The sequence below is a fragment of the Betaproteobacteria bacterium genome (assembly GCA_016713305.1).
GTDB lineage: Bacteria > Pseudomonadota > Gammaproteobacteria > Burkholderiales.
This window is the reverse complement of sequence record JADJPK010000022.1, coordinates 1-26,445: the sequence shown is the minus strand read 5'-3', so window position 1 is coordinate 26,445 and position 26,445 is coordinate 1. Positions and strand designations below refer to the sequence as shown.

The following is a 26,445-nucleotide window of genomic DNA, read 5'->3' as shown; positions in this document are numbered from 1 at the left end:
GCCACAGCGATCGGGAGGTCGTGCCCCGGCACGGTCCGGCGCTACCGAAACCGGGGAGACTGGACGTCCCCACGAGGGTTGTGCAGCATTCGCGCGCTACCCCACTTTCCCGGAGCGCTCCGCATGCGTACCGTCGTTCTCGGTGCCGGTCCTGCCGGCCTGTTGTTCGCCTACCTCGCGCAGAAGCGGAATCCCCGGTGGCAGGTGGAGGTGTTCGAGCAGAATCTTCCCGATGCGACTTTCGGGTTCGGCGTGGTGTTCTCCGAGGGTGGACTGGCGTTTCTCGAACGCGACGCGCCACAGGTTCACGAAGCCCTGCTGCCCAGGCTGGAATGCTGGCCCATGCAGCGTATCGTCCACCGGGGTGAACGGGTGGACATCGACGGCAGCGGCTTTTCTGCCATCGCGCGGCTCGAACTCAACACGTTCCTCAAGACGCTCGCAGAACGCGTCGGAGTCCGTATCCGGTATGGAGTCACGATCGCATCGCTCGACCAGCTTGGCCCGGCGGACGTCGTGGTGGGCGCGGACGGGCTCAATTCGCTCGTGCGCAGGACGTACGCAGACGTCTTCGGACCCAGGATCGACTGGCTGTCGAACAAGTTCGCCTGGTACGGCGTGGGCCACCCCTACGAGTGCCTCTCGCTGACGTTCCGCGAGAACGATCATGGGCACTTCGTCGCCCATCACTACCGGTACAGCCCCTCAATGAGCACATTCCTCGTGGAGTGCGACGCGGCCACCTGGCACGCCGCGGGATTCGACCGCATGACCGACGAGCAGTCGCGCGCCTACTGTACGCAGGTGTTCGCGGCCGACCTGGGGGGACAGCGACTTGTCTCGAACAAGTCGGTATGGCGCAACTTTCCGATCGTGCGCAACGATCGCTGGACGGCGGGCAACGCCGTGCTCATCGGCGACGCGTTGCGAACCATGCACTTCTCCATCGGATCCGGGACACGCCTCGCCTTCGAAGACGCCATCGCGCTCGACCAGGCGTTCGGCGTGGCCGGCGACGATGTTCCTGCGGCGCTCGCCGAATACGAGCGGAATCGGCGTCCGGTCGTGGAAAAGCTGCAGGCGGCTGCGAACAGAAGCTCGTTCTGGTACGAGCGTTTCGCGGACGAGATGCGTGGGGAACCGTGGCAACTGGCGTACAGCTATATGACCCGCAGTGGCCGCATAGACGACGCACGGCTCGCGCGGATGGCGCCGAAGTTCATGGCGTTCGTGGAGGAGAAGCGTTCCCTGACGACGTCCGAGCTGTCCCGCGGCGTGACCGACCCGGTGGCACGTGACACGGCAGGAGCCGTCGAGATCGGATTCACGACGGGCGAACGATACAACGCGTCCGCGATCCTCTTTGACAACCTTGCGGCAGGCCGGGGCGACAAGACCGCCATCCTGTGTGGTGACCGCACTGTCTCGTACGCGCAGTTGTGCTCGCTCGCCTCGAGAATCGGCAATGGGCTGGCGTCCTTCGGGCTCGCCCGGGGCGGCCGGGTGATCTGCCTGCTGCCCGACACGCCGGAGTACCCGGCGGCCATTTTCGGCGCGATCCGCGCGGGCTTCGTGCCGGTGCTGCTCAATACGCTCTCGACGCCCGATCTGGTCGCCTACTTCGTCGCAGACAGCCAGGCCGAAGTGGTTCTGGTCCATTCCGACTATGCGGAACTGCTGGCCGATCCGTCCCTGGCCGCGACACGCTTGCGGCATGTCGTCGTGGTCGGCGATGGTGCCCTCCCCGCGCCGGGCCTGACCACGGTACATCGCTTCGACGGCTGGGCAGGCAGTTTTCCGGACGAGCTGGCGGCGTGCGACACGCACCGGGACGAGATGGCTCTGTGGATGTATTCGTCCGGCTCCACCGGACGCCCCAAGGGCGTGGTGCATCTGCAGCACGATCTTCCGTACACGTATAGGAGCTACGGGCGTCACGTCCTGGGCATCCGTGCAGACGACGTCGTCTTCTCTCCCCCGAAGATCTTCTTCGCGTACGGCTTCGGCAATTCATGCACGTTTCCGTTCTCCGTCGGGGCGACCGCAGTGCTGCACCCCGGACGTCCGGATGCGGAATCGGTATACCAGGTCATGGAGCGCCACCGGCCGACGATCCTGTTCGGACTGCCGACGCTGTACAACGCGCTGATCGGGCATCCGGGAGGAGAAGCGCGTGATGTTCGATCCCTGCGGCTGTGCATCTCGGCCGCGGAAGTGCTGTCCGCGGACATGTTCCGCGAATGGCAGCGGCGAACCGGGCTGGCGATCATCGAGGGGCTCGGTTCGACCGAGGTGCTGCATATCTATCTTTCGAATACGCAGGAGCGGCAGGTCCTCGGCGCAAGCGGGGCTCGCGTTCCCGGCTATGAGCTCAAACTCACCGACACGACGGGAGATCCCGTTCCGGCTGGCGAGTCCGGGATCCTCTGGGTTCGTGGCGACTCGCAGGCCCCCTGCTACTGGCGTCGTCCGGACAAGACCGCCGACACGATGCGCGGTGACTGGATCTGGACCGGCGATCGTTTCAGCGTCGATGGCGACGGCTTCTATACGTTCGAAGGACGCGCGGACGACTTCGTGAAGGTCAGCGGCCAATGGGTCACGCCCGTGGAGGTGGAACGCTGCCTCGCCGAACATCCCGACGTGCGCGAATGCGCCGTGCTCGCAGTCGAGGACGGCAACCGCCTCATGACACTCGCGGCGTGGGTGGTGCTGGGCGGGGATCGTCCCGGCGACGAGACCACGACATCGGAACTGCAGGCGTTCGTGAAGTCCCGGCTGGTTCCGTTCAAGTACCCCCGCAGCATCGTCTATCTCCCGGAGCTGCCCAAGACAGGGACAGGCAAGATCGACCGGCAGGCGCTGAAGAAGCGATGGTCGGATTGACCAAGGATTCCGGTGAATGCATCGTCGGCCATCGAGTTCGCGAGCGCACGATGCCGACACTGGACTGAAGCGATGAACCGGAAGGCAGGGCCTGACGATCCGAATGAGATGAGAGGAGAACGATCTCGATGGCGCGGCGTGGCACGACCGACCCACGGACAAATCGGGACCGCAATCGGGACCTGATGGAGAGGTCTTGGGGAGAGCGCATCCGAGGCTATCCGACAACCTCCGGATTTCATTGGTGGGCCCGGTGGGACTCGAACCCACGACCAAAGGATTATGAGTCCTCTGCTCTAACCGACTGAGCTACAGGCCCTACCTGCCGACGAATCGGCACACACATCGACGGCGGGCATCTTGCGAAGTCCGCCGCAGGCACAGCACTCGATAGCAAGCGGCCGGAACATTCCGGCCGCTTCGCTTCACGAAACCCACACCGGGAGTGTCAGCCGTCCAGGAAGCTGCGGAGACGCTCGGATCGCGAGGGATGGCGCAGCTTGCGCAGCGCTTTGGCTTCTATTTGCCGGATGCGCTCCCGCGTGACATCGAACTGCTTGCCGACTTCTTCCAGCGTGTGGTCGGTGTTCATTTCGATGCCGAAGCGCATGCGCAGAACCTTGGCCTCGCGCGGCGTGAGCGTGTCCAGGACTTCCTTGGTCGCTTCCTGCAGGCTCGTATAGACAGCCGCTTCCACGGGAGCCAGGGTCGCCTGGTCTTCGATGAAATCGCCCAGATGCGAATCGTCGTCATCGCCGATGGGCGTTTCCATGGAGATAGGCTCCTTGGAAATCTTCAGGATCTTGCGGATCTTGTCCTCGGGCATCTCCATCTTCACGGCCAAGGTCGCCGGATCCGGCTCGAGACCGGTTTCCTGGAGAATCTGCCGCGAGATGCGGTTCATCTTGTTGATCGTCTCGATCATGTGCACCGGGATGCGGATGGTGCGCGCCTGATCGGCGATCGAACGGGTGATGGCCTGCCGGATCCACCAGGTGGCGTACGTCGAAAACTTGTAGCCACGGCGGTACTCGAACTTGTCCACGGCCTTCATCAGACCGATATTGCCTTCCTGGATGAGGTCCAGGAATTGAAGGCCGCGGTTCGTGTACTTCTTGGCGATGGAGATCACGAGACGCAGGTTCGCCTCGGTCATCTCGCGTTTCGCACGGCGTGCCTTGGCTTCGCCCGTGGACATCTGCTTGGCGATGTCCTTGAGGTCCTTGATCGGGATTCCCACCCGGCGCTGGAGGTCGATGAGCTTCTGCTGCTGCTCGACGATGGCCGGTGCGTGACGGATCAGCGACTCGCTGTAACTCTTCTTGCCGGTCGTTTCCCGTCGCACCCATTCCAGGTCTTCCTCGTTTCCGGGGAAAGTCTTGATGAAGTACTGCCGGGGCATGCCAACCTTGTCCACGCAAAGATCCATGATGGAGCGCTCGTAGCTGCGAACGTCTTCCACCATCCTGCGGACGTTGTCGCAGAGCGCTTCGATCTGCTTCGCCGAGAAGCGGATGTTCATGAGCTCCGCCGAGATGTCCGATTGCGCCTTGAGATAGGGCTTGCTCTTGGAGCCCTGGCGCTGCAGCGTGGACATCATCTTCTTGTACTGCGTGCGAATGCGGTCGAAACGTTCCAGCGCCTGGGTACGCAGATGCAGCAGGGTGGCACTCTGGACGGCGCTGCCCTCTTCGTCTTCCTCGCCATCGCCCAGTTCTTCGTCGAGCGCTTCGTCGCTCATGGCCTCTTCGGCGATGGGCTCTTCCGCGGTCGGATCGTGCAGGCCGTCGATCACCTCGTCGACGCGCAGCTCGTCCTTTTCGATCTTCTCGGCGAAATTGAGGATCTCCGCGATGGTGGTCGGACAAGCCGAGATGGCCTGGATCATGTGCTTGAGGCCGTCCTCGATCCGCTTGGCGATCTCGATCTCGCCCTCACGGGTGAGCAGCTCGACCGAACCCATCTCGCGCATGTACATGCGGACCGGGTCGGTGGTACGTCCGAATTCCGAATCGAGCGTGGAGACCGCGGCTTCGGCTTCCTCCGCCACGTCTTCGTCCGGAGTCGTCGGGGTGCTTTCGGACATGAGCAACGTCTCGGCGTCCGGCGCCTCGTCGTACACCTGGATGCCCATGTCGTTGATCATGCTGATGACGCCTTCGATCTGTTCGGCGTCCAGCATGTCGTCCGGCAGGTGGTCGTTGACCTCGGCGTAGGTCAGAAACCCCCGTTCCTTGCCAAGAACGATGAGGTTCTTGAGCCGGGTGCGCCTGGCTTCGGCATCGTTGCCCTGCATCTGGGCTTCCACAGTCGCCGCAATTGCGGCAGCCGCTGCAGCCTTCCGATCTCGCTCTTTGTCTTTTGCCATGACCTGCTTCCGAAAATAAGTGCTTCGGGGAAAAAGCTTCGAAGTATAACCAAATTGGGGACGAATTCAGCGCTTTCGAGCCCGTTTCACGACCGGCCGGCACCCGAAATGAGGTCCCTGGCCTCCGGCGGGAGCTCTCCCACCGACTTGGCGGTCTTTGCGATCTCCTCCCATCGCGAACGCCGCAACTTCTGCTCCAACCTTTGCAGAACTCCCGCGAGCTCCGCCTCGAAATCGTGCTCTTCGCCCAGTTCCAGGAGCGTACGCTGGAGGGACGCAGCCAAGTCTCCACGCCCGGAGTCCTCGAGATACTGGAAGATCGCCTGGGATGAAGGCAGAAGTTCGCCCGCCGCGATTCGCTCGGTCAATTCATGCACCAGGAGCCACTGCCCGCTTCTAGGCGCCAGGTCGCCGGCCTGGCGGGCCATCTCGTGCAACCCCGGCTTGCCGGCGATCGCAAGCAGAACACCGTCTGCCAGTCCGACACTGGCAGTTCTGCGAGGAACAGGGGCGGAGCCGTTGCCGGACGGTCTCGGCCTGCCGGGAGCAGCCGCCTGTTCGGGAATCGGCATGCCCGCTTCTTTGGCCACGGCAATCCGCATCGTCCGACCGAGATTGGGCGCGCTGATCTGCCTGACAAGCGCGTCTGCCTCCTTGAGGAATGCCGCCTTCCCCTCCGCGGTCTCCATGTCCACCCGGCCGCGCAGCTCGCGGATGAGATAGCGCGAGAGAGGCTCCGCGTCGCCGACCAACGCATCGAAGGCCGGTTTGCCGAACTTCCGCACAAAGGAGTCGGGGTCCTCCGGATCCGGAAGAAACAGGAATCCGGCCTGTTTGCCATCGGCCAGCACAGGAAGACACACCTCGAGCGCCCTCCACGCGGCCCTTCTCCCTGCGGAATCGCCATCGAAACAGAAGACGATCCGGTCAGCCTGTCGAAGAAGCTTCTGCACGTGCACCGGCGTGGTCGCGGTACCGAGCGTCGCCACGGCATTCTCCACACCGTGCTGAGCAAGCGCGACGACGTCCATGTAACCCTCTACGACGATGACGAGGTTCTCCTGGCGAATGGCCCTCCGGGCCTGGAACAGCCCGTAAAGCTCCCGCCCCTTCTCGAAAATGGGGGTTTCCGGAGAGTTCAGGTACTTGGGTTCGCCCTGGCCCAGCACCCTCCCGCCGAAACCGATGATGTCGCCACGCGGGTTCACGATCGGGAACATGATGCGGTCGCGGAACCGGTCGTAACGGCGGCCTTCGTCGTTCTGGATGACCAGGCCGCCTTCGAGGAGTTCCGGCGCGTTGTAATCACCAAAGACAGCCCCAAGGCCTTGCCATCCATCAGGCGCATAACCGATCCCGTACCGGGCAGCCACTTCGCCCGTGAGTCCGCGCCCCTTGAGGTAGTCCACTGCATGGGGCGTGCGTTTGAGCTGGTCCTTGTAGAAGCGGGCCGCCTTGGCCATCACGTCCGTGAGATCCGCGGCGCGATGCTCTTCCTTGCGCTGGGCGTCGGAGCGCTGCTGTTCCGGGACTTCCATGCCGGCACGCGCAGCCAGGTCCTTCACGGCATCGATGAATCCCATGCCGTGGTACTCCATCATGAAACTGATCGCCGTGCCGTGCGCTCCGCACCCGAAGCAGTGATAGAACTGCTTGGTCGGACTGACCGTGAAGGAAGGTGATTTCTCGGAGTGGAACGGGCAGCACGCGGCCAGATTGGCGCCGGCGCGTTTGAGTTGCACGGACGATCCAATGACGTCGACGATGTCGACGCGACCCAACAGGTCCTGAATGAAGGACTGCGGAATCATTGCGGATCGCTGCCTCCCCGGTCATTCGTTTCAGGGCTGGGGCGGCTGCGATGGCCGCCTTGCGCACCGATTATAGGGGGCCGCACCCGGCGCCCCCTGCCGCTCAAGCGCCTGCCAGCTTTGCCTTCACCTGTTGCGACACCGCGCTCATGTCGGCACGGCCCGCAAGCCGGGGCTTCAAGAGGCCCATGACCTTCCCCATGTCCTGAGGGCCACTCGCACCGGTTTCCGCGATCGCATCGGCAATCGCCTTCACGATCTCGGCGTCGGACAGGCCTTGCGGCATGTAGTCCTGCAGCAGAGTCAGCTCGAACCGCTCGGCATCGACGAGGTCTTGCCGCTTCGCCACCTCGTACTGCGCGATGGAGTCGCGCCGCTGCTTCATCATCTTGTCGACGACTGCGACGATGTCCGCGTCCGTGAGTTCCTTTCGCTCGTCCACTTCCCTCTGCTTGATGGCTGCGAGCAGCAGCCGGATGGCCGACAAGCGCGCGGCTTCCTTCGCGCGCATGGCGTTCTTCATGTCTTCAGTGATGCGAGCCTTCAATTCGGACATGGGATCTCCTGAAAACGAAAAACCCCGCGGCTGGTGCGCGCGGGGCTGTATGGCCGGTACGAATCCGCGAATCAATAGAGCTTCGGAGGCAGAACCTGGCTGCGCAGACGCTTGTGATGGCGCTTGATGGCGGCAGCCAGCTTGCGCTTGCGCTCCGCGGTGGGCTTCTCGTAGAACTCGCGGGCACGCAGCTCGGTGAGCAGCCCAGTCTTTTCCACGGTGCGCTTGAAGCGGCGCAGCGCCACCTCGAAGGGCTCGTTCTCTTTGACGCGTACGGTCGGCATGTGGTTCAGGTTCCTCTGGATCGGCAGGTCGTGGCGGAGATATCCGAAAACAAGGGGCGGGAGGATAGCAGAAAAGAGTTCGCCAATGAACCTGGATCACGTACTTTTTGTGCCTTCGGGGGTGCCGGCCCGTGCCTTCTCGCGCGGGAACGGCGACAATCGCGCTCCACCAGAACGATCCGCACCGTGTCCGTCTTCGTCTCGCCACCCGCAAGTCCGATTCCCTCTTCGGCCCCGGAATCCCTGGTCCTGGGGATCGAATCCAGTTGCGACGAGACGGGCGTCGCCCTGTATTCGACAACGCGAGGCCTCCTCTCTCACGCGCTGCACTCCCAGGTCGACATGCATGCCGCCTATGGCGGGGTGGTGCCCGAACTCGCCTCGCGGGACCACATACGCCGGATCCTCCCGCTCACCCGTGAGGTTCTTGCCAGATCCGGAACACCGATCGCCGAACTGAATGCCGTCGCTTACACGGAGGGTCCGGGCCTCGCCGGCGCCCTGCTCGTCGGAACCGGACTCGCCCATGGCTTGGCCTTCGCGCTGGGCATTCCGACAGTCGGCGTGCACCACCTCGAAGGCCACCTGCTGTCGCCGCTGCTTTCTACTCCTGCGCCCGCGTTTCCGTTCGTCGCCCTCCTCGTGTCGGGTGGCCACACACAGCTGATGGAGGTCGAAGGCGTGGGCCGCTATCGCCTGCTGGGCGAAACGGTGGACGATGCGGCCGGAGAAGCGTTCGACAAGTCCGCGAAGATCCTGGGACTCGGATACCCGGGAGGACCGGCGCTGAGCCGTCTCGCCGGATCGGGACACCCGGGTCGCTTCCGTTTGCCGCGGCCCAAGCTCACGTCCGAGGATCTCGATTTCAGCTTCAGCGGCCTCAAGACGGCCGTATTGACCGCATCTCGCCAGGCGGCGCTGGATGATCAAGGCCGTGCCGACCTCGCGGCGGAATTCCAGGAGGCCGCGGTGGATGTGCTCTGCGCAAAGTCCATGGCGGCACTCGAGCGATGCGGAGCACGGCGCCTCGTCGTCGCGGGCGGAGTCGGTGCCAACCGGAGACTGCGGGAACGCCTGGACGGAGCGTGCAGAACGCGGGGACTCGAGGTGTTCTATCCCGAACTCGAGTTCTGCACGGACAACGGGGCCATGATTGCCTTTGCCGGAGCCATGCGCCTCGCCGCACGACATCCGGCCGGCGCTTTCGGCGTACGGCCGCGCTGGGACCTTTCGTCCATCGGCAACCCGGGATGAGGTGTCAGCGAGACGCGGTCTTCCGCTCGTTGCCGGACCGCAACCGCATGATGTTTTCGCGGTGGCGCCAGATGAGCAGCACCGCCATGACCAACGGGCAGGCGGTGATGGCCGGCGAGCGGCCGAAGATCCAAGTGGCCACGGGGGCGGCGGCAGCTGCGGCGAGAGCGCCTACCGAAGAAATCCGTGTGGCCGCAAACGTGATTCCCCAGACTGCCAGCACGGACAGACCGGTCCATGCTGACACGCCAAACAGCACTCCGGCGGCCGTCGCAACCCCTTTCCCCCCCTTGAAGCCGAAGTAGACCGGGAACAGATGCCCGATGAAGGCGGCGAGCCCCGCCAGAGCCGGCACCCATTCCTGAGATCCGGAATCCTTGCCCCAGGCAGACGCGAAGAGGACCACCGCCAGGCCCTTCAGGGCATCGCCCAGCAATGTGAGGATCGCGGCCTTCTTGCTCCCTGAGCGAAGCACGTTCGTCGCACCCGGATTGCCTGATCCGTAGGTATGCGGATCAGGCAGCCCCATGAGGCGACTGACGATCACCGCGAACGAGAGAGACCCGACGAGATAGCCGGCGACGAGCAGCAGGAGGATTTGCATGAGTCTATGTCAAGGAAGATGAAGTCGATCCGCATCGAGACCTGACCGTCATTGCCGGCAGGCGCGCCTCGCAGCTGTCGCCGCAGCCTCGCGCGATCCCGGTCTATCATTGCTTCGGTCATTCAAAGGATAGCCCACGGAGGAAGCATGCGATTCTCGGTCAGCCACCTCGACACGAGCGAATTCTGCGACGACGGGCTCCGGCCTTTCTTCCAGTACCGGGACCTTGGCATTCGCGCATCGACAGACGGCAAGGTGGTTGCGCATGTCATCCGGGCCAAGCCAGGTACCGAGGCACAACCGAGCCGGCACATGCACGTGGTGCAGTTCCAGATGGTTTACGTTTTGAAGGGCTGGATCAAGTTCGACTACGAGGGCGTCGGCGAGGTCACGCTCACCGCCGGGTCGTGCGTGCATCAGGCACCCGGCATCAAGCACACCGAACTGGGTCATTCGGACGATCTCGAACTCATCGAGATCGTGATGCCAGCGGATTTCGAGACCAGACCGGCCTGAAGAGCGCGCCGTCGCCAGAAACGAAAATGCCCGGCAAGCCGGGCATTTTCGTTTCGCGGATTCTCTGGGTTCAGACCGCGCGGCGTCTCGACCAGAGCCCCAGTGCAGCGAGACCCAGGCCGAGCATACCCACCGTCGCAGGTTCGGGTACCGGTGCAGGATCGTAGCTGACCGCAACGCGGTCCAGCGCCACATCCCAGCCGGCCGCACCCGCCAGCACCATCTCGAACCTGTCGTTCTTGAGCACCGGCACCGTGGACACGAAGTCCAGTTCGAGGTTCTCGGAATTTGCCGGGACCAGCGACTTGGCGATCTCCTGATCGTTCAGGAGGAACCGGATGGTGATGAGATTGGCATCGGCGCGGGCGATGCCGTAGGTGAAGACGATGTTCGTGGCGTTGACCGGAACCAGGTCGGAGGTGAGATCGTAGGTGATCCGGACTTCGCTGTTCTCGCCTGCCCCGTTGGCGACCTCGAGCAGTCCCTCCGCGACTTCCACTGCGTTGAACACCCCCCCCTGCCGTGCCGACAGATTGGTGCTGATCGAACGCACTCCGGGGATCAGGTCGACGACCGCCAAACCATCCACGGACAGGTCCTGAACCGGACCCTGATCGACAGAAAAGTCGTCGATAACCACCGTCGTCGTTGCGCCCGCGAGACCGGTTCCCGCGGACAGAGCCGCGGCGAGGGCAGCGGCAAACAGCGTCTTCTTCATGAATCACTCCTGGGTCTGCTCAGCCAGCCACAAGCGCAGCGCCGAGTTTTCCGAGCGAGAAGCAGTTCTTGAGCCAACGCGTTAATTTATTGATTTGTATTAATAAAACACCAATTGCCAGCAGTCTCGGCAACTTCGTGTAAGGCCTTTCGACGCTATCGCGAGGCCTTGATTCGTTTCGTTTTTTGACACCGTCAAAGCCTCTCCCGGCCTCTCCTTTTTCGGGCTCCCACGCCATCGACCGCTTTCCGAGGCAGGCATGGTTCGGAAGCACCGGAAGCGGCGTCCGCTGTGCTACCCTCGACCCCGCTTCGAATGCCCTCCTGAACGCGCGTGGCCGAAGCAGCTGTTCCGAACAAAACCATCTGGAGTTTCCTGAACATGACACCGATCATTCTTCTCGGCGCGCCGCTGGCCGTCGTACTCGGATGCCTCTACTGGGTCCTTTCCTTCTCCAAGGAGCAGGAGCGGGTCAATGCGGAGCGCTGGAAGGCTCAAGGCGCACCTCAGTAAGCGCGCAAGCCGCCGCAAGGAACCCCGCCATCGAAAGATGACGGGGTTTTTTTCCGTCTTGCACAGGACAGACCGTTTGCCCACGGCCCGCCTGTCTCTCCCCGGTTCATCCCGTCAGGTCATCGATATCGGCTCAGTCGCCGTGACCAGGCGGCGACACGTCGTGGCAACCCGCGGCAAGGTCCGGACCGCATCCAACGGACGACCCGCTTCGTACAACGCGCCATCGCAGCCAGGAGCCAACCAATGAACACGAACGCAGCCGACCACCCGGTATTCCTTTCCTTGTCGAGACTGTTCGAACCGGTGCTTCGAGGTCTGAACGAGGCTGGAGACTGGATCGCACACTCGAGTCTTCGCTTGCTGCTTGCCTGGGAGTTCTGGGAGTCCGGCGTGGAAAAATTCACCGGCTCAAACTGGTTTCACGAGATTCGCGAGGACTTCCCGCCACCGTTTTCGCTGCTTCCTTCGGAGCTGAGTTGGCAGCTCGCCACATGGAGCGAACTCCTCGGGGCGTTGTGCCTCGCCATCGGCCTGGCAACCCGATTCTGGGCCGTGAGCCTGATCATCGTCACCGCTGTCGCCTGGTCCGCGGTGCATGCGGGCCACGGATACAACGTATGCGACAACGGCTGGAACCTGCCGCTGATCTACGTGGCCATGCTCATACCGCTGATCCGCCGGGGTGCGGGCAGGCGGAGCATCGACCATCTGGGCGCGCGCCGAACGCGCTCCGGCGTGTGACCGGCGGGCGGGATCCGCTATTCGAGCCTGAATGTGACCGGGAGGGCGAGATGGAATTCCCGGCCCCTCAGCAACGGGGGCGGCGGCGGCAATCCTTCGACCGTGCGCCCCCTGTAGATGGCGGCCTCGTCCAGGACCGGGTGACCGCTGGAACCCGTCACGCGAACGGCACGAACGCGGCCGTCCCTGCCGATGGTGAGATCGATCCGGACGGTTCCCTGCAATGCGCGCCGGAGCGCTTCGCTGGGGTAACGCTGATCCTGGACCAGTCTTCGCGCGACCGCCCCGGCGTAGGCCTCAACTTCGCGCTTGTTGAACTCCTCCGGGGAGAGGAGCCGGGGCATGGTGCCGGCCAGCAGCCCCACGTGCGTCGCGCCCGAGGAAACGGCCCATAGCGCAAGACCAACAGCAACGAGCAACCGGATCATGGAGGTCTCCTTGACTGGCTGCGTGGGGCTTTGTTCCGCTCTGTACGGCGGCCCACGGATCGAACGGAGCTTACTCCAATCCCGGTGCTCCGATCACGAGCTGCGACCGCCCGTCCCGTGTCCGCTCCCGGCGCAAGGAAGGGCGGATCCCGCGCGGATCATGGGCGCTGGTTCGTACGCGGGGCCTGTCAATCTTCCAGCAACACCCTCAGCATCCAGGCCGTTTTCTCATGCACGTCCATGCGCTGGGTCAGCAGGTCTGCGGTCGGTTGATCACTGGCCTTGTCGGCAATCTCGAAGACTTCCCGGGCGGTTCTGGCCACCGCTTCATGTCCCTTTGCCAGGATCTCCACCATCTTCGTGGCCTTGGGAGGCGTTTGAGGAGCATCGGGCAGCGCGCTCAGTTTGCCGAAACTTGCATAGGATCCCGGAGCAACGAAACCCAGTGACCGGATGCGTTCGGCAATGGGGTCGACCGCATTCCAGAGCTCGGTGTACTGGGTCATGAACATCGCGTGCAGGGCGTTGAACTGGGGACCCGTCACGTTCCAGTGAAAATTGTGGGTCGTCAGATAGAGCGTGTACGTGTCGGCCAGCACTTTGCTGAGTCCCTCCGCGATCGCGGCGCGATCCTTCGTGGAGATGCCGATGTCAATGGACCGCGCTGAGGCGGGGGAGTCTTTCTTGGCCATGATGTTCTCCTTCGGGTTGAGGCCTGGAATCGGGTGCGGGCCGGCATAACGATGGGGGCGCCGCAAGAATTGTTCAAGTCGCGCGCCCGTGCGCGATTCTCCAGCTGCGCGTTCGGGCGGATTCTCGCCTCGAGCGCGTGCCGCCCTGGCCCGAGACCTGCATGGCATCCGCCATCATCGGTTGAGCGCGAGCAATCATGTCCTACGGCGGCGCATCGTCCATCCTGGAACTCGTGGCCTCGAGCGGGAGACGCAGACCGGCATCAAGCCTTCCTTCCGCCCTCGACCCGCTGTTCACCGTGCTGTCGGCCTGCAGTTCGGCTGCCGGGGCGGATGAGGCGGAACGGAAGATCTGGGCGTTGTGGATGCATCACCCCCATTGCCGGGCAGCGAGACATCTTGACCGTGCGGTGACCGAGATCGCGACGCACTGCCACGACATCGCCGAAACGCGGCTGTCACTGCTGGTCAGGGCAGTACCGGAGTACGCGGAAGCGTGGAACAAGCGGGCAACGCTCTATTACATGCAGGAGCGCGACGACGAGTGCCTTCGTACCGTGTACGAAGTGCTGCTGCGCGAACCGCGGCACTTCGGTGCCATGTGCTCAGCAGCGGAAGTTCTGCTGGCCCAGGGCGAGCGCGAGGCGGCGGCTTTCGCCTTTGAGACCGCGCTGCGCATTCATCCCCATCTTGGCGAAGCCCGGCAACGTCTGGCGGAACTGCATTGACGACGGATGCCCGTGCGATTCCCCGCGCGAGCCGGCACGCCAGGCCGTACAAGCCTGCCGCGCCGTTCGTCTGGAGACGGATAGAATGTTCGTCCCCCCGGGCAGATGAACCTGCCCGGCAGTTGCCGCCCGCGGGCCGGATGTCTTCCGATGGAGCCCACCGGCGGGCAGCCCGCCGGGCGATCAACCCGCCCGCCAACCACGTTCTGCAGGAGCCGTTCCTTGACCGCGACCTTCCCCCCCGATCTGCTCTTGCGGCAGACGTGAACACGGCTCCGGCAGTCCAGTCCGCCTGCTTCTCGAGGCGAGAACCCCTGGCCAACTACCTGGAGCGGCTGGACTACGTCTCTTCTTCCGTGCTTCGGCGATTCGCGCGTTCCGGCGCCAGTCCCTCGGTCCTGACGCCTTCCCCGGTACCCAAGGAAGCGACGATCGGCGATGCCTTGCACGCCCTGCTGCTGGAACCGGACCGATTCGGCGACCACTATTTCGCGGCCGGTACCGTCGGCGAGCCTCCCCGGGACTCGACCGGCAGCGACCCTGCAGGGCGTACGTGGCTTTCTGCCGATACCTGCGCGTCTCTCGAAGCGATGCGCAACGGCATCCTGCAGTACTCGCGCGCGCCGCTTTCCCGATGGCTTGCGGACGGCGAAAAGGAACTGTCGATCTACTGGACCGATCGTTCCGGAGGCCGCTGGAAGGGCCGGCCAGACTGCTTCTCGGCAGACGTCATCCTCGAATTGAAGACCGCGCAGGACCCCCGCATATCGCAGTTCGCGCGGTCGCGCCGGCGATATGGATATGACCTTCAGGCCGCCCACTACGTGGAAGCCGTGGCTCAGCTCACTGGCAGGCAGCCCCGTTTCGTGTACGTGGCGGTGGAATCGGTCAAACCCCACACGGTGTGGGTATACGAACTCTCCACGGATGAATTGAGCCGGGCGCGCGACGCGCTGCAGGCGCTGAAAGATCGATTCGTCGATGCATTCGACCCCGCGTGCACGAGTCTCGCGGATGCGGGAGCATCCACAAGGTCATGATGCACATCAAGAGCCCCGGTGCGACGACCACTACAGTCGGACGCCATGCCGCCGTTACGAAAGCGGCGTGATCAACCCAACCACGAGAAGACAATGAGAAGAATCACCCTCACACAGTTCCTCATCGAGCGGCAGCGCGAGAAGCAGCTCATACAGGCGGATCTGCGCCTGCTCATCGAGGTCGTGGCGCGCGCATGCAAGGCGATCAGCATCGCCATCGGCAAGGGCAGTCTCGCCGGAGTGCTGGGGAGCGCGGAATCGGAGAACGTCCAGGGCGAGGTGCAGAAGAAGCTGGACGTCATTTCCAACGAGATCCTGCTGGAGGCCAACGAGTGGGGCGGCCATCTTGCTGCGATGGCATCGGAGGAAATGGACCTGCCTTACGCGATTCCCAACCGCTATCCGAAAGGTGAATATCTTCTGTTGTTCGATCCGCTGGACGGATCGTCCAACATCGACGTGAACGTTTCCGTGGGAACCATCTTCTCCGTGCTGCGCTGCCCCGAGGGTGCAGGCACGCCGCAGGAACAGCACTTCCTTCAGCCGGGAACGCGTCAGGTGTGCGCAGGCTACGCCGTCTACGGTCCGAACACGATGCTGGTACTCACGCTCGGAGATGGGGTGAACTGCTTCACTCTCGACCGCGAACTGGGAAGCTTCGTGCTGACGCAGCGCGACATGCAGATTCCGGCCGATACGAAGGAGTTCTCCATCAACATGTCCAACATGCGGCACTGGGAACCGCCGGTACGCCGCTACGTGGACGAACTGCTCGCCGGCAAGACCGGTCCGCGGGGCAAGGACTTCAACATGCGCTGGGTGGCGTCGATGGTCGCCGACGTTCACCGGACGCTCACGCGGGGAGGAATCTTCATGTATCCCCGCGACGCCCGGGAACCCGGCAAGCCGGGCAAGCTGCGGCTCATGTACGAAGCCAATCCGATGGCCTTCATCGTGGAGCAGGCGGGCGGCGCCGCCACCGACGGCGCGACTCGCATACTCGACATCCAGCCGGAGAAGCTGCACCAGAGAGTGGCCGTCTTCCTGGGGTCTCGCAACGAGGTGGAGCACGTCACCGGGTATCACCGGTAGTCACTCCGCCTTCCTCCTTCCGTGCGCGGCGGCAAGCCGGCCCGGCTCCTGCCGTATCAATGCGCGACGGCGGTCCGGCAGTCCCCGCAGACTGAGGAGGGTTCGCACAAGGCAACCTGAAGCCAAAAAAAAGCCGGACCTCGAAGTCCGGCTTTTCTCATCCTGCGCCGGCCTCCTAACCGACGCACGACAGCGACGCGGTGAATCAGCTCAGGTGCGCGCTCACCAGCTTGGTCATCTCGAACATCGACACCTGCTTCTTGCCCGCAAAAACGGCCTTCAGCTTGTCGTCCGCATTGATCATGCGCTTGTTCTTGGCGTCCTGAAGGTTGTTCTTCTTGATGTAGTCCCAGACCTTCTTCGTGACTTCGGTGCGGGGCACCGCCTTGTCGCCGATGACAGCGGCGAGCGTGGCGCTCGGGGTCATGGGCTTCATGAACGCGGCGTTGGGTGTCCGCTTTGCAGCGGGCTTCTTCGCAGGAGCGGCCTTCTTGGCAGGAGCTGCAGCGGCCTTCTTGGCAGGAGCTGCGGCGGTTTTCTTGGCTGGCGCAGCTTTCTTCGCTGCGGGCTTCTTCGCGGGAGCTGCGGCCTTCTTGGCTGCAGGCTTGGCGGCGGGTTTCTTCGCAGCGGGTTTCTTGCTCACGGCCATTTGTGATGCCTCCAATCTCAGAATGAGTATGCGATGGTGACGTTGTCTAGGTGGCTCTGCGTCAGGAGCGCTAGCGCGGCTGCGAGAATGCACAATTCGCCCCAGCATGACAAGAGCTTCGAGCCACTTTTCCCTCTGGGAAAGCGCCTTTTTCCCCTCTGCGCAACAGAGAACCAAACGACAGCCCGTCGAGAGCGCCGCATTGGTGCGCTGCGGTGCTACGCTTGCACCATTACTTCTCTGCCGGAGTCGTGAACGATGAAATCGATCCTGACGGGAATCGTCGCCCTCTCCTTGATCCTGTCATGCACGACGACCTCACATGCCGAGCCGTCGGGCAAGGACGCCGTCGCGGGCTACGTGGGTTACACCGGCAGCCATTGGTCGCACGATTTCGGCGTGACCAGAGGCACGTGCGACCGCAGCGCAGCAGCCGCCGCGCTGGCCGAGGCATCCGCGACCGGACCCGGAGGATCCGGGGTGGCCGTGCTTTCCGGTCTGGATCTGCCCGATGCGGACCGCGCATGCGCGGCCCATGCGCTGGAACTGGCCCGGAACCACCGAACGATCCGATGGAAGACAGACAAGGGCAGTGCAGCACTCACGACCGGGCGGGACATGGTCGTCGGCGGCCTGCCCTGCCGGCCTTTTGTGCTGCAGTACAAGGGAAAGCGCATTCTTGGGACAGCCTGCCAGGCTCAGGGAGGCGTCTGGGAGATCCAGCGTTCCTGAACAACGGTGGACGGCAGCCCGCAATGCCGATCGGGATGCCGTGAGGACCGTCAGCGGCGGCGGGATCGGGCCGCGAACTTCGCCCGGAACTTTGCCAGTTTCGGGGCGACGACGAACTGGCAGTAGGGCTGCTGCGAATTCCGCGCGAAGTAGTCGTCGTGGTAGTCCTCTGCCGGATAGAACTCCGGCGCCGGCACGATCTCGGTGACGATACGGGATGGAAACACCCGATCCTTCTCCAGTTCCGCGACCAGGTCACGAGCCGTGCGCTCCTGTGCGGCCGAGTGGAAATGGATGGCCGATCGGTACTGCGTCCCGACGTCATTGCCCTGCCGGTCCGGCGTGGTGGGATCGTGGATGGTGAAGAAGACCTCGAGGAGATCGCGATAGCTCACTTGCGCAGGGTCGAACTCGATCCTCACCACTTCGGCGTGACCCGTCTCGCCATCGCACACGTCCCGGTAGGTCGGGTGTGCCACATGCCCCCCTGCATAACCCGATTGCACCGACAGGACGCCTTCCAGATCCAGGAAGACGGCTTCCAGGCACCAGAAGCAGCCCCCCGCCAGGGTGGCGATCTCGGTACGGCGCGATTCGCTGGGTGTGATGGACTGCATGATCGATCTCCAGGGTTGCAGGCAAGACAACGTAACCGTTTTCCGTCCGCGTGTGGCTCCGGATTGCCGCGGCGGGCAGGGATTGCCGTTCTGAGGGCGCGCATGCCGCACAAGTTCCAGCCTCTCCGCTGCGAAGGCGGAGTTCCGGCGCCCATTTCGCCATCGCGTCTCGGTGCCTGCGGTCACCCGCACCCGTGCCCGATGCCGCTCCGGTTCACGACGGGAGGACCGTGATGATTGCGCTGTTGCAGCGAGTGGCCGAGGCGCGCGTCACGGTCCAGGGAAACGTGACCGGAGAAATCGGCCAGGGTCTTCTGACGCTCCTCTGTGCGGAACCCGAGGATACGGAAAAGGAGGCCGAACGTCTCGTGGAGCGGATCCTGTCGTACAGGGTTTTCGCGGACGATGCGGGCAAGATGAATCTCAGCCTGATGCAGATGCGAGGAGGCCTGTTGCTCGTCCCCCAATTCACTCTCGCCGCCGACACGCGCTCAGGCAACCGGCCGGGTTTCTCGGGTGCCGCACCTCCCGATCTGGGCCGTCGAATGTTCGATCACGCGCTTGGCTACGCGAGAACCCGTCTTCCTTCCACCGGCGCAGGTATCTTCGGCGCGGACATGAAGGTCGCCCTCGTGAACGACGGTCCCGTCACGTTCTGGCTGTCGGTCGGGCGGCGGGGCTGATCCGAGCGGCTATTCCACGGACACCGGCGGATCGAGGTCTTCGTCCCAGTCATCGGACGGCGGCAGATGGCGCGAAAGCGCCGCCAGGACGTGTCCGACATGTTCCTGTTCTTCCGCCGCGTACGTGGCCGCGAGAGAGCGCACTTCCGCCACTGGGGAGGTGCCTGCGACATGCTCGAAGAAGCGGACTGCCCCCTGCTCGCCCGCCAGGGCCATCCTGAGCGCCTGGTACGCGGTCATCCTGTAGTGCGTATCCTCGTGCGGCACGCTCTCGGGGGATTCGGCGTCCTGCCAGCGATATTCCCAGGCCGGGATGCTCGGCAGCTGCAAGGTCTGCGACCGCCGTGCAATCTCGCCGGCGTGCTGCGATTCAAGGGAGCACAGCCAGCGAAACAGGTCCGCGACGTCGCGATTGTTGTGGGCATCCATCACATCGGCGAGCTGCGAGTACCTTTCCGCCGCCTCCGTTTCGATTGCAAGCGCATGGGCGTAGAAGACTTCGAGGGAGTCGATGGTCTTGCTCACAGGGCGAATCTCCTCTCGATTTCGTCCAGCGTGGTGGTGGCGGCCGGTCTGGCAGGCGTGACCAGCGGCTCCCCTCGGAAGAACAGGCCGAGCCCGAATCCGTCGTCGGAAAGCAACGCCGCCGCGGCGCGAGCCCGGTCCTCGAAGGGTCCCTCTCCCGCGGGGTGCACGAGACGTTTCCATTCCTTCTGCTCGGGACGGAAGGTGAGACAGGGACTGAGCACCTCGATGAACGAGAAGCCCGGCCAGGCGATGCCATCCACAATGAGCTTGGCAAGACCATTGGGGTCGCCCGCGAAACCGCGGCCGATGTAAGTCGCCCCTGCCGCCACGGCAAGAGCGAGCGGATTGATGGGATGCAGGCCGCTTCCCTCGGGGGCGATGTCGGTCACCCAGTCCGGCTCCGTGGTGGGTGATGGCTGCCCCTTCGTCATGCCATATACGTGGTTGTCCATCACGATATACAGAAGGTCCACGTTGCGGCGGCAGGCGTGGAGAAAATGGTTGCCTCCGATGGAATAGCCATCGCCGTCGCCGCCCACCGCGATCACTTCGAGATCAGGTCGTGATGTCTTCAACCCGATGGCGAAGGGAAGGGCCCGGCCGTGCACACCGTGGAAGCCGTACGCAGCCGTATAGGCGGGAAGCCGGGAGGAACACCCGATGCCGGACACGACCGCGATCTGCTCCGGCGGGCGGCCGAGGTGCACGAATGCCCGCTCGAGCGCGGCCACGACCCCGAAGTCGCCGCAGCCCGGACACCAGATGGGTTTGACATCCGACTTGAAGTCCTTCGCCAGAAAAGCCTTGGTCACGGGTTCGTTCACGTCGCACTCCATTTCGTCAGGACATCCGCGAGCTCGCGAGGACGCAGAGGCAGCGGTCCCGGACGCGCGTGGCTCTCCACCGCAATCCGCGTGACGTCCGAACCACGCAGCTGGCGGGCGAGTTGTCCGCCTTGATTCAGTTCCACCACCAGGATTCGCTGCACTCCCTGCAATGCCGTCTCCATGCGCAGCATGGGGATCGGCGACAACAGCCGCAGCGCGATGTGCCGGAACCTGCTGCCATCGGCACCCAGACGACCCAGGGCTTCGGTCATCGCTCCCGCTGTCGATCCCCAGGTGATGACCGCCCATTCGCCCTCACCGGAAATGTCCGCCCAATGGTCGCCGAACTCGTGCGCGTGCAGCTTGCGCAGCCGCTTCTCCATCTGGGCGAGGTGGTCCCTGGCGGCAGAAGAAGGCGTTCCCGCCTCGCTGTGCGTGAGGCCTTCCCCGATCCACTGCCCATGCGGCTCGCCCGGAATCGCCATCGGGGAGACGCCGGAATCGGTCAGTGCGTAGCGCTTGTATCCGCCGGGCTTCAATCCGCTGGCAATGCTGCGGGTGGGCGCAGAGTCCCGGGTCGGAGGGGCGTCGATGATGCTGCGGGTCTGGCCGATCGACTGGTCGGACAGGACGATGACGGGCACCTGCAGCGCCTCGGCCAGTTCCACCGCCCACTGCACCGTGGGCAGGCAGTCGCCAACAGACAGGGGCGCCAGCACGACCCTGGGCGCATCGCCGTGCGCCCCATGGACGGCAAGATCGAGATCGGACTGCTCGCTCTTCGTGGGGATACCCGTGGAAGGGCCGCCCCGCATCACGTCGATCACCACCGCCGGAATTTCCGCCGCGGTTGCCAGGCCCAGCGTCTCGATCATCAGCGACAGACCCGGACCGGACGTCACCGTCATGGAGGGCGTTCCCCCGAAGGATGCTCCAAGCGTCATGCCGATCGCGGACAGTTCGTCTTCGGCCTGGACCATGGTGCCCCCCAGCTTGGGCAAGACCGGGGCCAGCCATTCCACGACCTCCGTGGCGGGCGTGATCGGATAGCCGGCCACGAATCGCACACCCTCCGCGGAGCTGGCCCAGCGCGGATGCCTCGTTGCCACTGACGATCCAGCGGTTGACGCTCGAGGCATTCGCCGCACCGAGCACCAGGCCGTCTCCCTCCGGCAAGGGCAGCGCATGCCCGGCAAGCATGGCCGCCGTGCTGCTTTCCACGGCCGCGCCGCCCTTCGAACCTATGCGGGCGGCCAGAACGCCTTGCACGATGTCCACGTCGAGACCCAGCATCGCAGCCACGCTCCCCAGGGCCACCATGTTCGGCCTGCCCCCGGGTATCGTTCCCGCGATTTCGGCGAACGGCATGGCGACGCGCGAGGCGCCGGAGCGCGTCATCGCTTCCGGCGCCTCGCCCATCTTCGGGTCACCGACAATGAGACTGCCCGCCTGCATGGGAATCTCGGCCGCGAAGCGTTCGACGTGTCCCCAGTCGATGGCCACCAGGAGGTCGTAGTGGTCCGGCGGCCCGCCGATCGGCGCCACACCGAGCCTCAACAAGGCAGCCGCCTCTCCGCCACGCACCTGCGGCCCGGACAATCGGCTGAAGAGACCGTAGTACCCTTGCCGTGCTGCCGCGTCCAGGAGCATGGCGCCAATGGTCATGACCCCTGCTCCTCCGCTGCCGACCAGGGCAAGAGAAACTGTTTCGCGCATGCTCACCTCGGCTTTCGTCTGATCGGATTCGCACCTTGCCGCAGGCGGCCGCCAGCGACATTGACTCACATCAACGCAGCAAGGGCTGCCGGAGAGGTCCCGCGCAGCCTGCGCCGTGTTCGACCGCATGGTCGCGAAACGGAACCCGACGCTCTGTGACCATGGGCACAGACGGAGACTTCCGCAGCAAGTAAACTCGATCTGTTCCGCAGCCAACCGTTACGACCTCGAGGATCTCGACTTGAGCTGGATCACAGGCATTGGGCTCACACCTTTCGGCAAGCATCCGGGCCGAAGCACGCTCGATCTCATGAGCGACGCCGCCTCGTCGGCACTGCTGGATGCTCATCTGGAGCGCGGGCAGATCGACGGCCTGCTGACCGGATACTCGACAACGTTCCCGCATCTCATGCTGTCGACGCTGTTCGCGGAGCACTTCGGCATCGTCCCCTCGTACGGGCACGCCATACAGCTCGGAGGCGCCACCGGCTTCGCGATGGCGATGCTGGCGCACCACGTGGTCGAGTCCGGTCTCGCCCGCAACGTGCTGGTGGTCGCGGGCGAGAACCGGCTCACGGGCCAGAGCCGGGACAGCGCCGTGCAGACGCTGGCCCAGGTGGGCCATCCGGTCTACGAGGTGCCCCTCGGCGCCACCATCCCTGCCTATTACGGACTCGTCGCCTCCCGGTACATGCACGATTTCGGGACGACGGAACAGGACTTCGCCGCGCTGGCCGTGCTGATGCGATCGCACGCCTGCCTCCACCCCGGCGCACAGTTCCGGGAACCCATCACCGAAGCCGACGTTCTGGCCTCCAAGGCGGTGGCCTCACCCCTCAAGCTGCTCGACTGCTGTCCCGTCTCGGATGGCGGCGCGGCGTTCGTGGTCAGCCGCGATGCCACCTCGCCGCATTCGGTGCGCGTGCTCGGAACGGCACAGGCCCACACCCACCAGCATGTGAGTGCCGCGCCCAGTCTGACGCAGTTCGGGGCGGCTGCCTCCACGCGAGCCGCACTCGATTCCGCGAAGCGACGCCTCGCGGATGTCGACTACGCCGCCATCTACGACAGTTTCACCATCACCATCACCATTCTTCTGGAAGAGATCGGGCTTGCACCGCGGGGGGCCGCCGGGCGGCTGGCTCGCGAAGGACATTTCTCTCGCTCCGGCCCGACGCCGCTCAACACCCACGGCGGCCTGCTTTCCTACGGCCATTGCGGCGTGGGCGGAGCGATGGCCCACCTCGTCGAAGCCCACTTGCAGATGACTGGCCGGGCCGGCGCCCGGCAGGCCGGCGAACGGCACCTCGCACTGTTGCACGGAGACGGCGGCGTACTGTCGTCCCACGTGAGCCTCGTCCTGGAGAGACCGGCATGAACGCACCCACCCTGCTCGACTGGACAGAGGGCGGCGACGGCATCACCTACCAGCGATGCGGCCACTGCGCTCATGTGTGGTACTTCCGGCGGGAGTTCTGTCCGTCGTGCGGCGAATCCTCGCCGCCGCGACTGCAATCGACCGGAACGGGTGTGCTGCATGCGCTTACCCGCGTGTTCCGTGCGCCAAGCGAAGCCTTGCGGGTCCATGCGCCCTACAGCATAGGCCTCGTGGATCTCGACGAGGGCGTGCGCGTCGCGGCGCACGTGCGGGACGATGCGCGGATCGGCGATCGCGTCCGCGCGGAATACGTGACCTTTGGCGACCGGCGGATCCCTTCCTTCTGCAAGGAGTGACCGGGGGGAGAGCAGGAACCGGGTGCCCGCAATACGCAGGTCCGCCGGCGTTTTCCCGGCCTCCGGCCAGGCGGCGGCACCTCGGGCAGCGCCAGCCCGGTGCAGCTTCGCAACACCGGTGAATGCCGCTACTCTCCGGGGTTCGTTCAATCGCCCGCCCGTATCGCACTCATGAGCACGCCCCTCCGCGCCGCCGTCGCCCCCGAATCCATCGTCGTCATCGGCGCCTCCGAGAACCCCGACAAGATCGGCGGACGCCCGCTCTACTATCTGGGCAAGCACGGGTACCGCGGCCGGGTGTACGGCATCAATCCGAAGCGGACCGAGACACAGGGTTTTCCGACCTTCGCATCGCTGGACGCACTGCCCGAGGCGCCCGACGCCGCCATCATCGCGGTCCCCGGCAATGCGGCAGTGGAGGCCGTGGCCACTTGCGCGGCGGCGGGGGTCAAGCTCTGCGTCGTGATGACCTCCGGCTTCGGGGAGACCTCCAGCGAGGAAGGGCGGCTGGGTGAGCAGAAGATGCGCGAGACCGCGCGGGCCGCGGGAATGCGGGTGGTCGGACCCAACTCGCAAGGCCTGGCGAATTTCGGCAACGGCGCCGTCCTGTCGTTCTCGTCCATGTTCCTCGAGATTCCGCCCCTGGACGGCCCCGTCGGCGTGGTGAGCCAGAGCGGTGCGATGAGTGTCGTGCCTTATTGCATGCTGCGCCGGAAGGGCATCGGCGTGCGTTACGCGAACGCCACGGGGAACGACTGCGACGTGACGGTGGCGGAGCTGGCCGCGGAAATGGCCCGCGATCCGGAGATGCGCCTCATCCTCATGTACCTGGAGAGCATCCCCGACGCGGCCCCGCTCGCCGAAGCGGCGCGGATCGCCCGTGAGCGCGGCGTGCCTATCGTGGCGCTCAAGTCCGGACGCACGAGCGCCGGCCAGCAGGCCGCGAAATCGCACACCGGGGCACTGGCCAACGAGGATCGGGTGGTCGATGCGTTTCTCGAGCGCCACGGCATCTGGCGGGCGAACGATCTGCGCGAGCTCTCCCACGCCACCGATCTGTATCTGAAGGGATGGAAGCCGGCGGGACGCCGGCTGGTCGCCATCAGCAACTCGGGCGCCGTGTGCGTGATGGCGGCCGACGCGGCCACGCGGGCCTCCATGCCCATCGCCCAGCTCGCGACGCAGACCAAGGCCGAGCTGGCCTCGATCCTCCCCACCTTCGCCACCAGCACCAATCCGATCGACATCACGGCGGCGCTGCTCACCAACAGCGGCCTGTTCGGCGCCATCCTGCCGGTCGTCGCACGCGACCCTGCCGCGGACGCCTTCGTCATCGGCATTCCTGTCGCTGGCGCCGCCTACGACGTGGAGGCCTTCGCCCGCGACACCGCGACATTCGCCGAGGCGACCGGCAAGCCCACCATCGCTGCGATCACGCAGGACGAGGTCGCAGCACCGTTCAAGGCGCGCGGCGTTCCCGTATTCCAGACCGAGGCGGAAGCGGTGGCGGCGCTGGCGCAATTCGTGGGTCACCACGAACGGATGCGCGACGCGAAGCCGACGCGGCCCGTCGGGCGCCGCGAGGCCGGTGCCTCGAGAATGCTGAACGAGGCGGACAGTCTGGCCCTGCTGCAGCGCGCCGGCGTTCCGGTCATGACGCACCGCCTTTGCCGGACGGCGGAGGAAGCCGTCGCGGCATTCGAGTCGATGGGCGGTTCCGTCGTCGTCAAGGGCTGCTCGCGCGATGTGGCCCACAAGTCGGAACTCGGGCTCGTGGCGCTGAGCCTCGTGAACAAGGATGAGGTGCGCAGCGCGTTCGATCGGATGCAGCGGACGCTCCAGTCGCAAGGGGCGGCATTCGACGGCGTGATCGTGGCGGCCATGGAAAAGGCGCGGCGCGAACTGGTGGTGGGTGCGCACGTCGACCCCGTCTTCGGTCCCGTGATCGTGATCGGGGACGGCGGGAAGTACGTCGAAGCGATGCCGGATTCCACGCTCCTGCTGCCGCCGTTCGATTCCGACGACGTCCGGAAGGCATTGTCCCGTCTGCGTGTGGCGCCGCTGCTTGCCGGTGTAAGGGGCGATCCGGCCCTGGATGTGGAGGCGTACTGCCGGGCGGTCGTCGCGGTCGGAAACCTGATGACGGCGCCGGACTCGAGAATCGAAAGCCTGGACGTGAATCCTGTCGCCGTGGGCGCCGCGGGCGAAGGTTGCCGGGCGCTGGACGCGGTGGTCTTCGAAAGGACCTGACATTCCGGCCGGGACAATCTTTCCGGCAGCGAGGAGAAGCGGACCGTGCCGGCTCCGCCGTGTCAGCGGATCCTCAGCGTGAGTTGCTGCCGCGTCTGGACGACCTCGAAGCGGCGCAGCACGTTCTGCCCGAGCAGGGCCACCGGCCCCAGGGCCGGGTTGACGGCGACGCTCACATCGGAGACTTCCAGACAGGCGAGCTTCAGACGCTGCCCCCGGGCGATATGACCCGTCACCCGGCCTGCCGCCGTCTCGAACGAGGCGGGCGTGCCGCCCGGGATTCCCGCCGCCTGCGCCGCCGAGTCGTTGATCGTGACGTAGCTCGCCCCGGTATCCACGAGAAACCGCACCCGGGCTCCATTCACCTCGCCGTCGAGGTAGAAGTGCCCGTCCCTGGCGGCCGGCAGCACCAGTTCCTTCGCCCCGTCCCCACCCTCGCACCCCATGACCGCATCCGACGTCCTGCCGAAATAGT

General features: G+C 64.8%; 25 protein-coding genes, 1 tRNA gene and 1 pseudogene. 12 read left to right on the top strand and 15 right to left on the bottom strand.

The window, feature by feature from the left end:
- The first annotated feature begins 123 nt into the window (after positions 1-123).
- Complete coding sequence (locus tag IPK20_20880) at positions 124-2,886, top strand: benzoate-CoA ligase family protein (protein ID MBK8018915.1); 2,763 nt, start codon at positions 124-126, stop codon at positions 2,884-2,886.
- 242 nt (positions 2,887-3,128) lie between these two features.
- On the opposite strand, the gene IPK20_20875 is transcribed toward IPK20_20880, so the two are convergent.
- From IPK20_20875 to IPK20_20855, 5 genes are all read right to left on the bottom strand, one after another.
- Positions 3,129-3,205: transfer RNA gene (locus IPK20_20875), tRNA-Ile, on the bottom strand.
- Between the two features lie 129 nt (positions 3,206-3,334).
- Positions 3,335-5,254 (bottom strand): RNA polymerase sigma factor RpoD, encoded by a 1,920-nt coding sequence (gene rpoD / locus IPK20_20870; protein ID MBK8018914.1) that lies wholly within the window; start codon positions 5,252-5,254, stop codon positions 3,335-3,337.
- A gap of 86 nt (positions 5,255-5,340) precedes the next feature.
- Positions 5,341-7,065 carry a DNA primase gene (locus IPK20_20865; GenBank protein MBK8018913.1) on the bottom strand — a complete coding sequence of 575 codons (1,725 nt, stop codon included), beginning with the start codon at positions 7,063-7,065 and terminating at the stop codon, positions 5,341-5,343.
- Positions 7,066-7,168: 103 nt separating this feature from the next.
- Positions 7,169-7,621 (bottom strand): GatB/YqeY domain-containing protein, encoded by a 453-nt coding sequence (locus tag IPK20_20860; protein ID MBK8018912.1) that lies wholly within the window; start codon positions 7,619-7,621, stop codon positions 7,169-7,171.
- Between the two features lie 71 nt (positions 7,622-7,692).
- A complete protein-coding gene (locus IPK20_20855) occupies positions 7,693-7,905 on the bottom strand; it encodes a 30S ribosomal protein S21 (GenBank protein MBK8018911.1) in 213 nt (70 codons plus the stop codon).
- Between the two features lie 243 nt (positions 7,906-8,148).
- Here IPK20_20855 and tsaD point away from each other — a divergent pair, with 243 nt between their 5' ends.
- The gene (gene tsaD / locus IPK20_20850; protein MBK8018910.1) at positions 8,149-9,159 is read left to right on the top strand and encodes a tRNA (adenosine(37)-N6)-threonylcarbamoyltransferase complex transferase subunit TsaD; all 1,011 of its coding nucleotides are present in this window, start codon (positions 8,149-8,151) and stop codon (positions 9,157-9,159) included.
- 4 nt (positions 9,160-9,163) lie between these two features.
- On the opposite strand, the gene plsY is transcribed toward tsaD, so the two are convergent.
- Positions 9,164-9,763 (bottom strand): glycerol-3-phosphate 1-O-acyltransferase PlsY, encoded by a 600-nt coding sequence (plsY, locus tag IPK20_20845; GenBank protein ID MBK8018909.1) that lies wholly within the window; start codon positions 9,761-9,763, stop codon positions 9,164-9,166.
- Between the two features lie 147 nt (positions 9,764-9,910).
- Between plsY and IPK20_20840 the strand changes: the two genes are divergently transcribed.
- Positions 9,911-10,279: a cupin domain-containing protein gene (locus IPK20_20840; protein MBK8018908.1), complete on the top strand. Its 369-nt coding sequence runs from the start codon at positions 9,911-9,913 to the stop codon at positions 10,277-10,279.
- A gap of 70 nt (positions 10,280-10,349) precedes the next feature.
- Here the strand turns inward: IPK20_20840 and IPK20_20835 are convergent, their stop codons facing one another.
- A complete protein-coding gene (locus IPK20_20835) occupies positions 10,350-10,997 on the bottom strand; it encodes a PEP-CTERM sorting domain-containing protein (GenBank protein ID MBK8018907.1) in 648 nt (215 codons plus the stop codon).
- Positions 10,998-11,756: 759 nt separating this feature from the next.
- Here IPK20_20835 and IPK20_20830 point away from each other — a divergent pair.
- Positions 11,757-12,254, top strand: coding sequence for a DoxX family protein (locus IPK20_20830; GenBank protein MBK8018906.1), 498 nt, complete (start codon positions 11,757-11,759; stop codon positions 12,252-12,254).
- A gap of 17 nt (positions 12,255-12,271) precedes the next feature.
- On the opposite strand, the gene IPK20_20825 is transcribed toward IPK20_20830, so the two are convergent.
- Together IPK20_20825 and IPK20_20820 are read right to left on the bottom strand one after the other, a co-directional pair.
- Positions 12,272-12,682 (bottom strand): energy transducer TonB, encoded by a 411-nt coding sequence (locus IPK20_20825; GenBank protein MBK8018905.1) that lies wholly within the window; start codon positions 12,680-12,682, stop codon positions 12,272-12,274.
- A 188-nt stretch (positions 12,683-12,870) separates the two neighbouring features.
- Complete coding sequence (locus tag IPK20_20820) at positions 12,871-13,374, bottom strand: DNA starvation/stationary phase protection protein (GenBank protein MBK8018904.1); 504 nt, start codon at positions 13,372-13,374, stop codon at positions 12,871-12,873.
- Positions 13,375-13,571: 197 nt separating this feature from the next.
- Here IPK20_20820 and IPK20_20815 point away from each other — a divergent pair, with 197 nt between their 5' ends.
- The 3 genes from IPK20_20815 to IPK20_20805 all read left to right on the top strand — a co-directional run bounded on the left by IPK20_20815 (position 13,572) and on the right by IPK20_20805 (position 16,234).
- Positions 13,572-14,102, top strand: coding sequence for a hypothetical protein (locus IPK20_20815; GenBank protein ID MBK8018903.1), 531 nt, complete (start codon positions 13,572-13,574; stop codon positions 14,100-14,102).
- Positions 14,103-14,365: 263 nt separating this feature from the next.
- Positions 14,366-15,142 (top strand): PD-(D/E)XK nuclease-like domain-containing protein, encoded by a 777-nt coding sequence (locus IPK20_20810; GenBank protein ID MBK8018902.1) that lies wholly within the window; start codon positions 14,366-14,368, stop codon positions 15,140-15,142.
- 93 nt (positions 15,143-15,235) lie between these two features.
- Positions 15,236-16,234 (top strand): class 1 fructose-bisphosphatase, encoded by a 999-nt coding sequence (locus IPK20_20805; protein MBK8018901.1) that lies wholly within the window; start codon positions 15,236-15,238, stop codon positions 16,232-16,234.
- A 205-nt stretch (positions 16,235-16,439) separates the two neighbouring features.
- Here the strand turns inward: IPK20_20805 and IPK20_20800 are convergent, their stop codons facing one another.
- Positions 16,440-16,883, bottom strand: coding sequence for a hypothetical protein (locus IPK20_20800; protein ID MBK8018900.1), 444 nt, complete (start codon positions 16,881-16,883; stop codon positions 16,440-16,442).
- 258 nt (positions 16,884-17,141) lie between these two features.
- Here IPK20_20800 and IPK20_20795 point away from each other — a divergent pair, with 258 nt between their 5' ends.
- On the top strand, positions 17,142-17,615 hold the full coding sequence (locus IPK20_20795; protein ID MBK8018899.1) for a hypothetical protein: 474 nt from the start codon (positions 17,142-17,144) through the stop codon (positions 17,613-17,615).
- Positions 17,616-17,665: 50 nt separating this feature from the next.
- Here IPK20_20795 and msrA read toward each other — a convergent pair whose 3' ends face one another.
- On the bottom strand, positions 17,666-18,232 hold the full coding sequence (gene msrA / locus IPK20_20790) for a peptide-methionine (S)-S-oxide reductase MsrA (GenBank protein MBK8018898.1): 567 nt from the start codon (positions 18,230-18,232) through the stop codon (positions 17,666-17,668).
- Between the two features lie 233 nt (positions 18,233-18,465).
- Between msrA and IPK20_20785 the strand changes: the two genes are divergently transcribed.
- On the top strand, positions 18,466-18,915 hold the full coding sequence (locus IPK20_20785) for a D-tyrosyl-tRNA(Tyr) deacylase (GenBank protein ID MBK8018897.1): 450 nt from the start codon (positions 18,466-18,468) through the stop codon (positions 18,913-18,915).
- Between the two features lie 9 nt (positions 18,916-18,924).
- Here IPK20_20785 and IPK20_20780 read toward each other — a convergent pair whose 3' ends face one another.
- From IPK20_20780 to IPK20_20770, 3 genes and pseudogenes are all read right to left on the bottom strand, one after another.
- Positions 18,925-19,440: a ferritin family protein gene (locus IPK20_20780; GenBank protein ID MBK8018896.1), complete on the bottom strand. Its 516-nt coding sequence runs from the start codon at positions 19,438-19,440 to the stop codon at positions 18,925-18,927.
- A complete protein-coding gene (locus IPK20_20775; GenBank protein MBK8018895.1) occupies positions 19,437-20,279 on the bottom strand; it encodes a 2-oxoacid:ferredoxin oxidoreductase subunit beta in 843 nt (280 codons plus the stop codon). The genes IPK20_20780 and IPK20_20775 overlap by 4 nt, the downstream gene beginning before the upstream one ends.
- A pseudogene (locus tag IPK20_20770) lies at positions 20,264-21,935 on the bottom strand (2-oxoacid:acceptor oxidoreductase subunit alpha). Before IPK20_20770 ends, IPK20_20775 begins: the two are co-directional and overlap by 16 nt.
- A gap of 292 nt (positions 21,936-22,227) precedes the next feature.
- Here IPK20_20770 and IPK20_20765 point away from each other — a divergent pair.
- The 3 genes from IPK20_20765 (at position 22,228) to IPK20_20755 (ending at position 25,970) form a co-directional block, all read left to right on the top strand.
- Positions 22,228-23,364 carry a thiolase family protein gene (locus IPK20_20765; protein ID MBK8018894.1) on the top strand — a complete coding sequence of 379 codons (1,137 nt, stop codon included), beginning with the start codon at positions 22,228-22,230 and terminating at the stop codon, positions 23,362-23,364.
- Positions 23,361-23,720 (top strand): OB-fold domain-containing protein, encoded by a 360-nt coding sequence (locus IPK20_20760; GenBank protein ID MBK8018893.1) that lies wholly within the window; start codon positions 23,361-23,363, stop codon positions 23,718-23,720. The genes IPK20_20765 and IPK20_20760 overlap by 4 nt, the downstream gene beginning before the upstream one ends.
- Positions 23,721-23,891: 171 nt before the next feature.
- Positions 23,892-25,970 (top strand): acetate--CoA ligase family protein, encoded by a 2,079-nt coding sequence (locus IPK20_20755; protein ID MBK8018892.1) that lies wholly within the window; start codon positions 23,892-23,894, stop codon positions 25,968-25,970.
- 62 nt (positions 25,971-26,032) lie between these two features.
- Here the strand turns inward: IPK20_20755 and IPK20_20750 are convergent.
- Positions 26,033-26,445 (bottom strand): retroviral-like aspartic protease family protein (locus IPK20_20750; GenBank protein MBK8018891.1); only part of this gene is annotated, 413 nt, incomplete at its 5' end.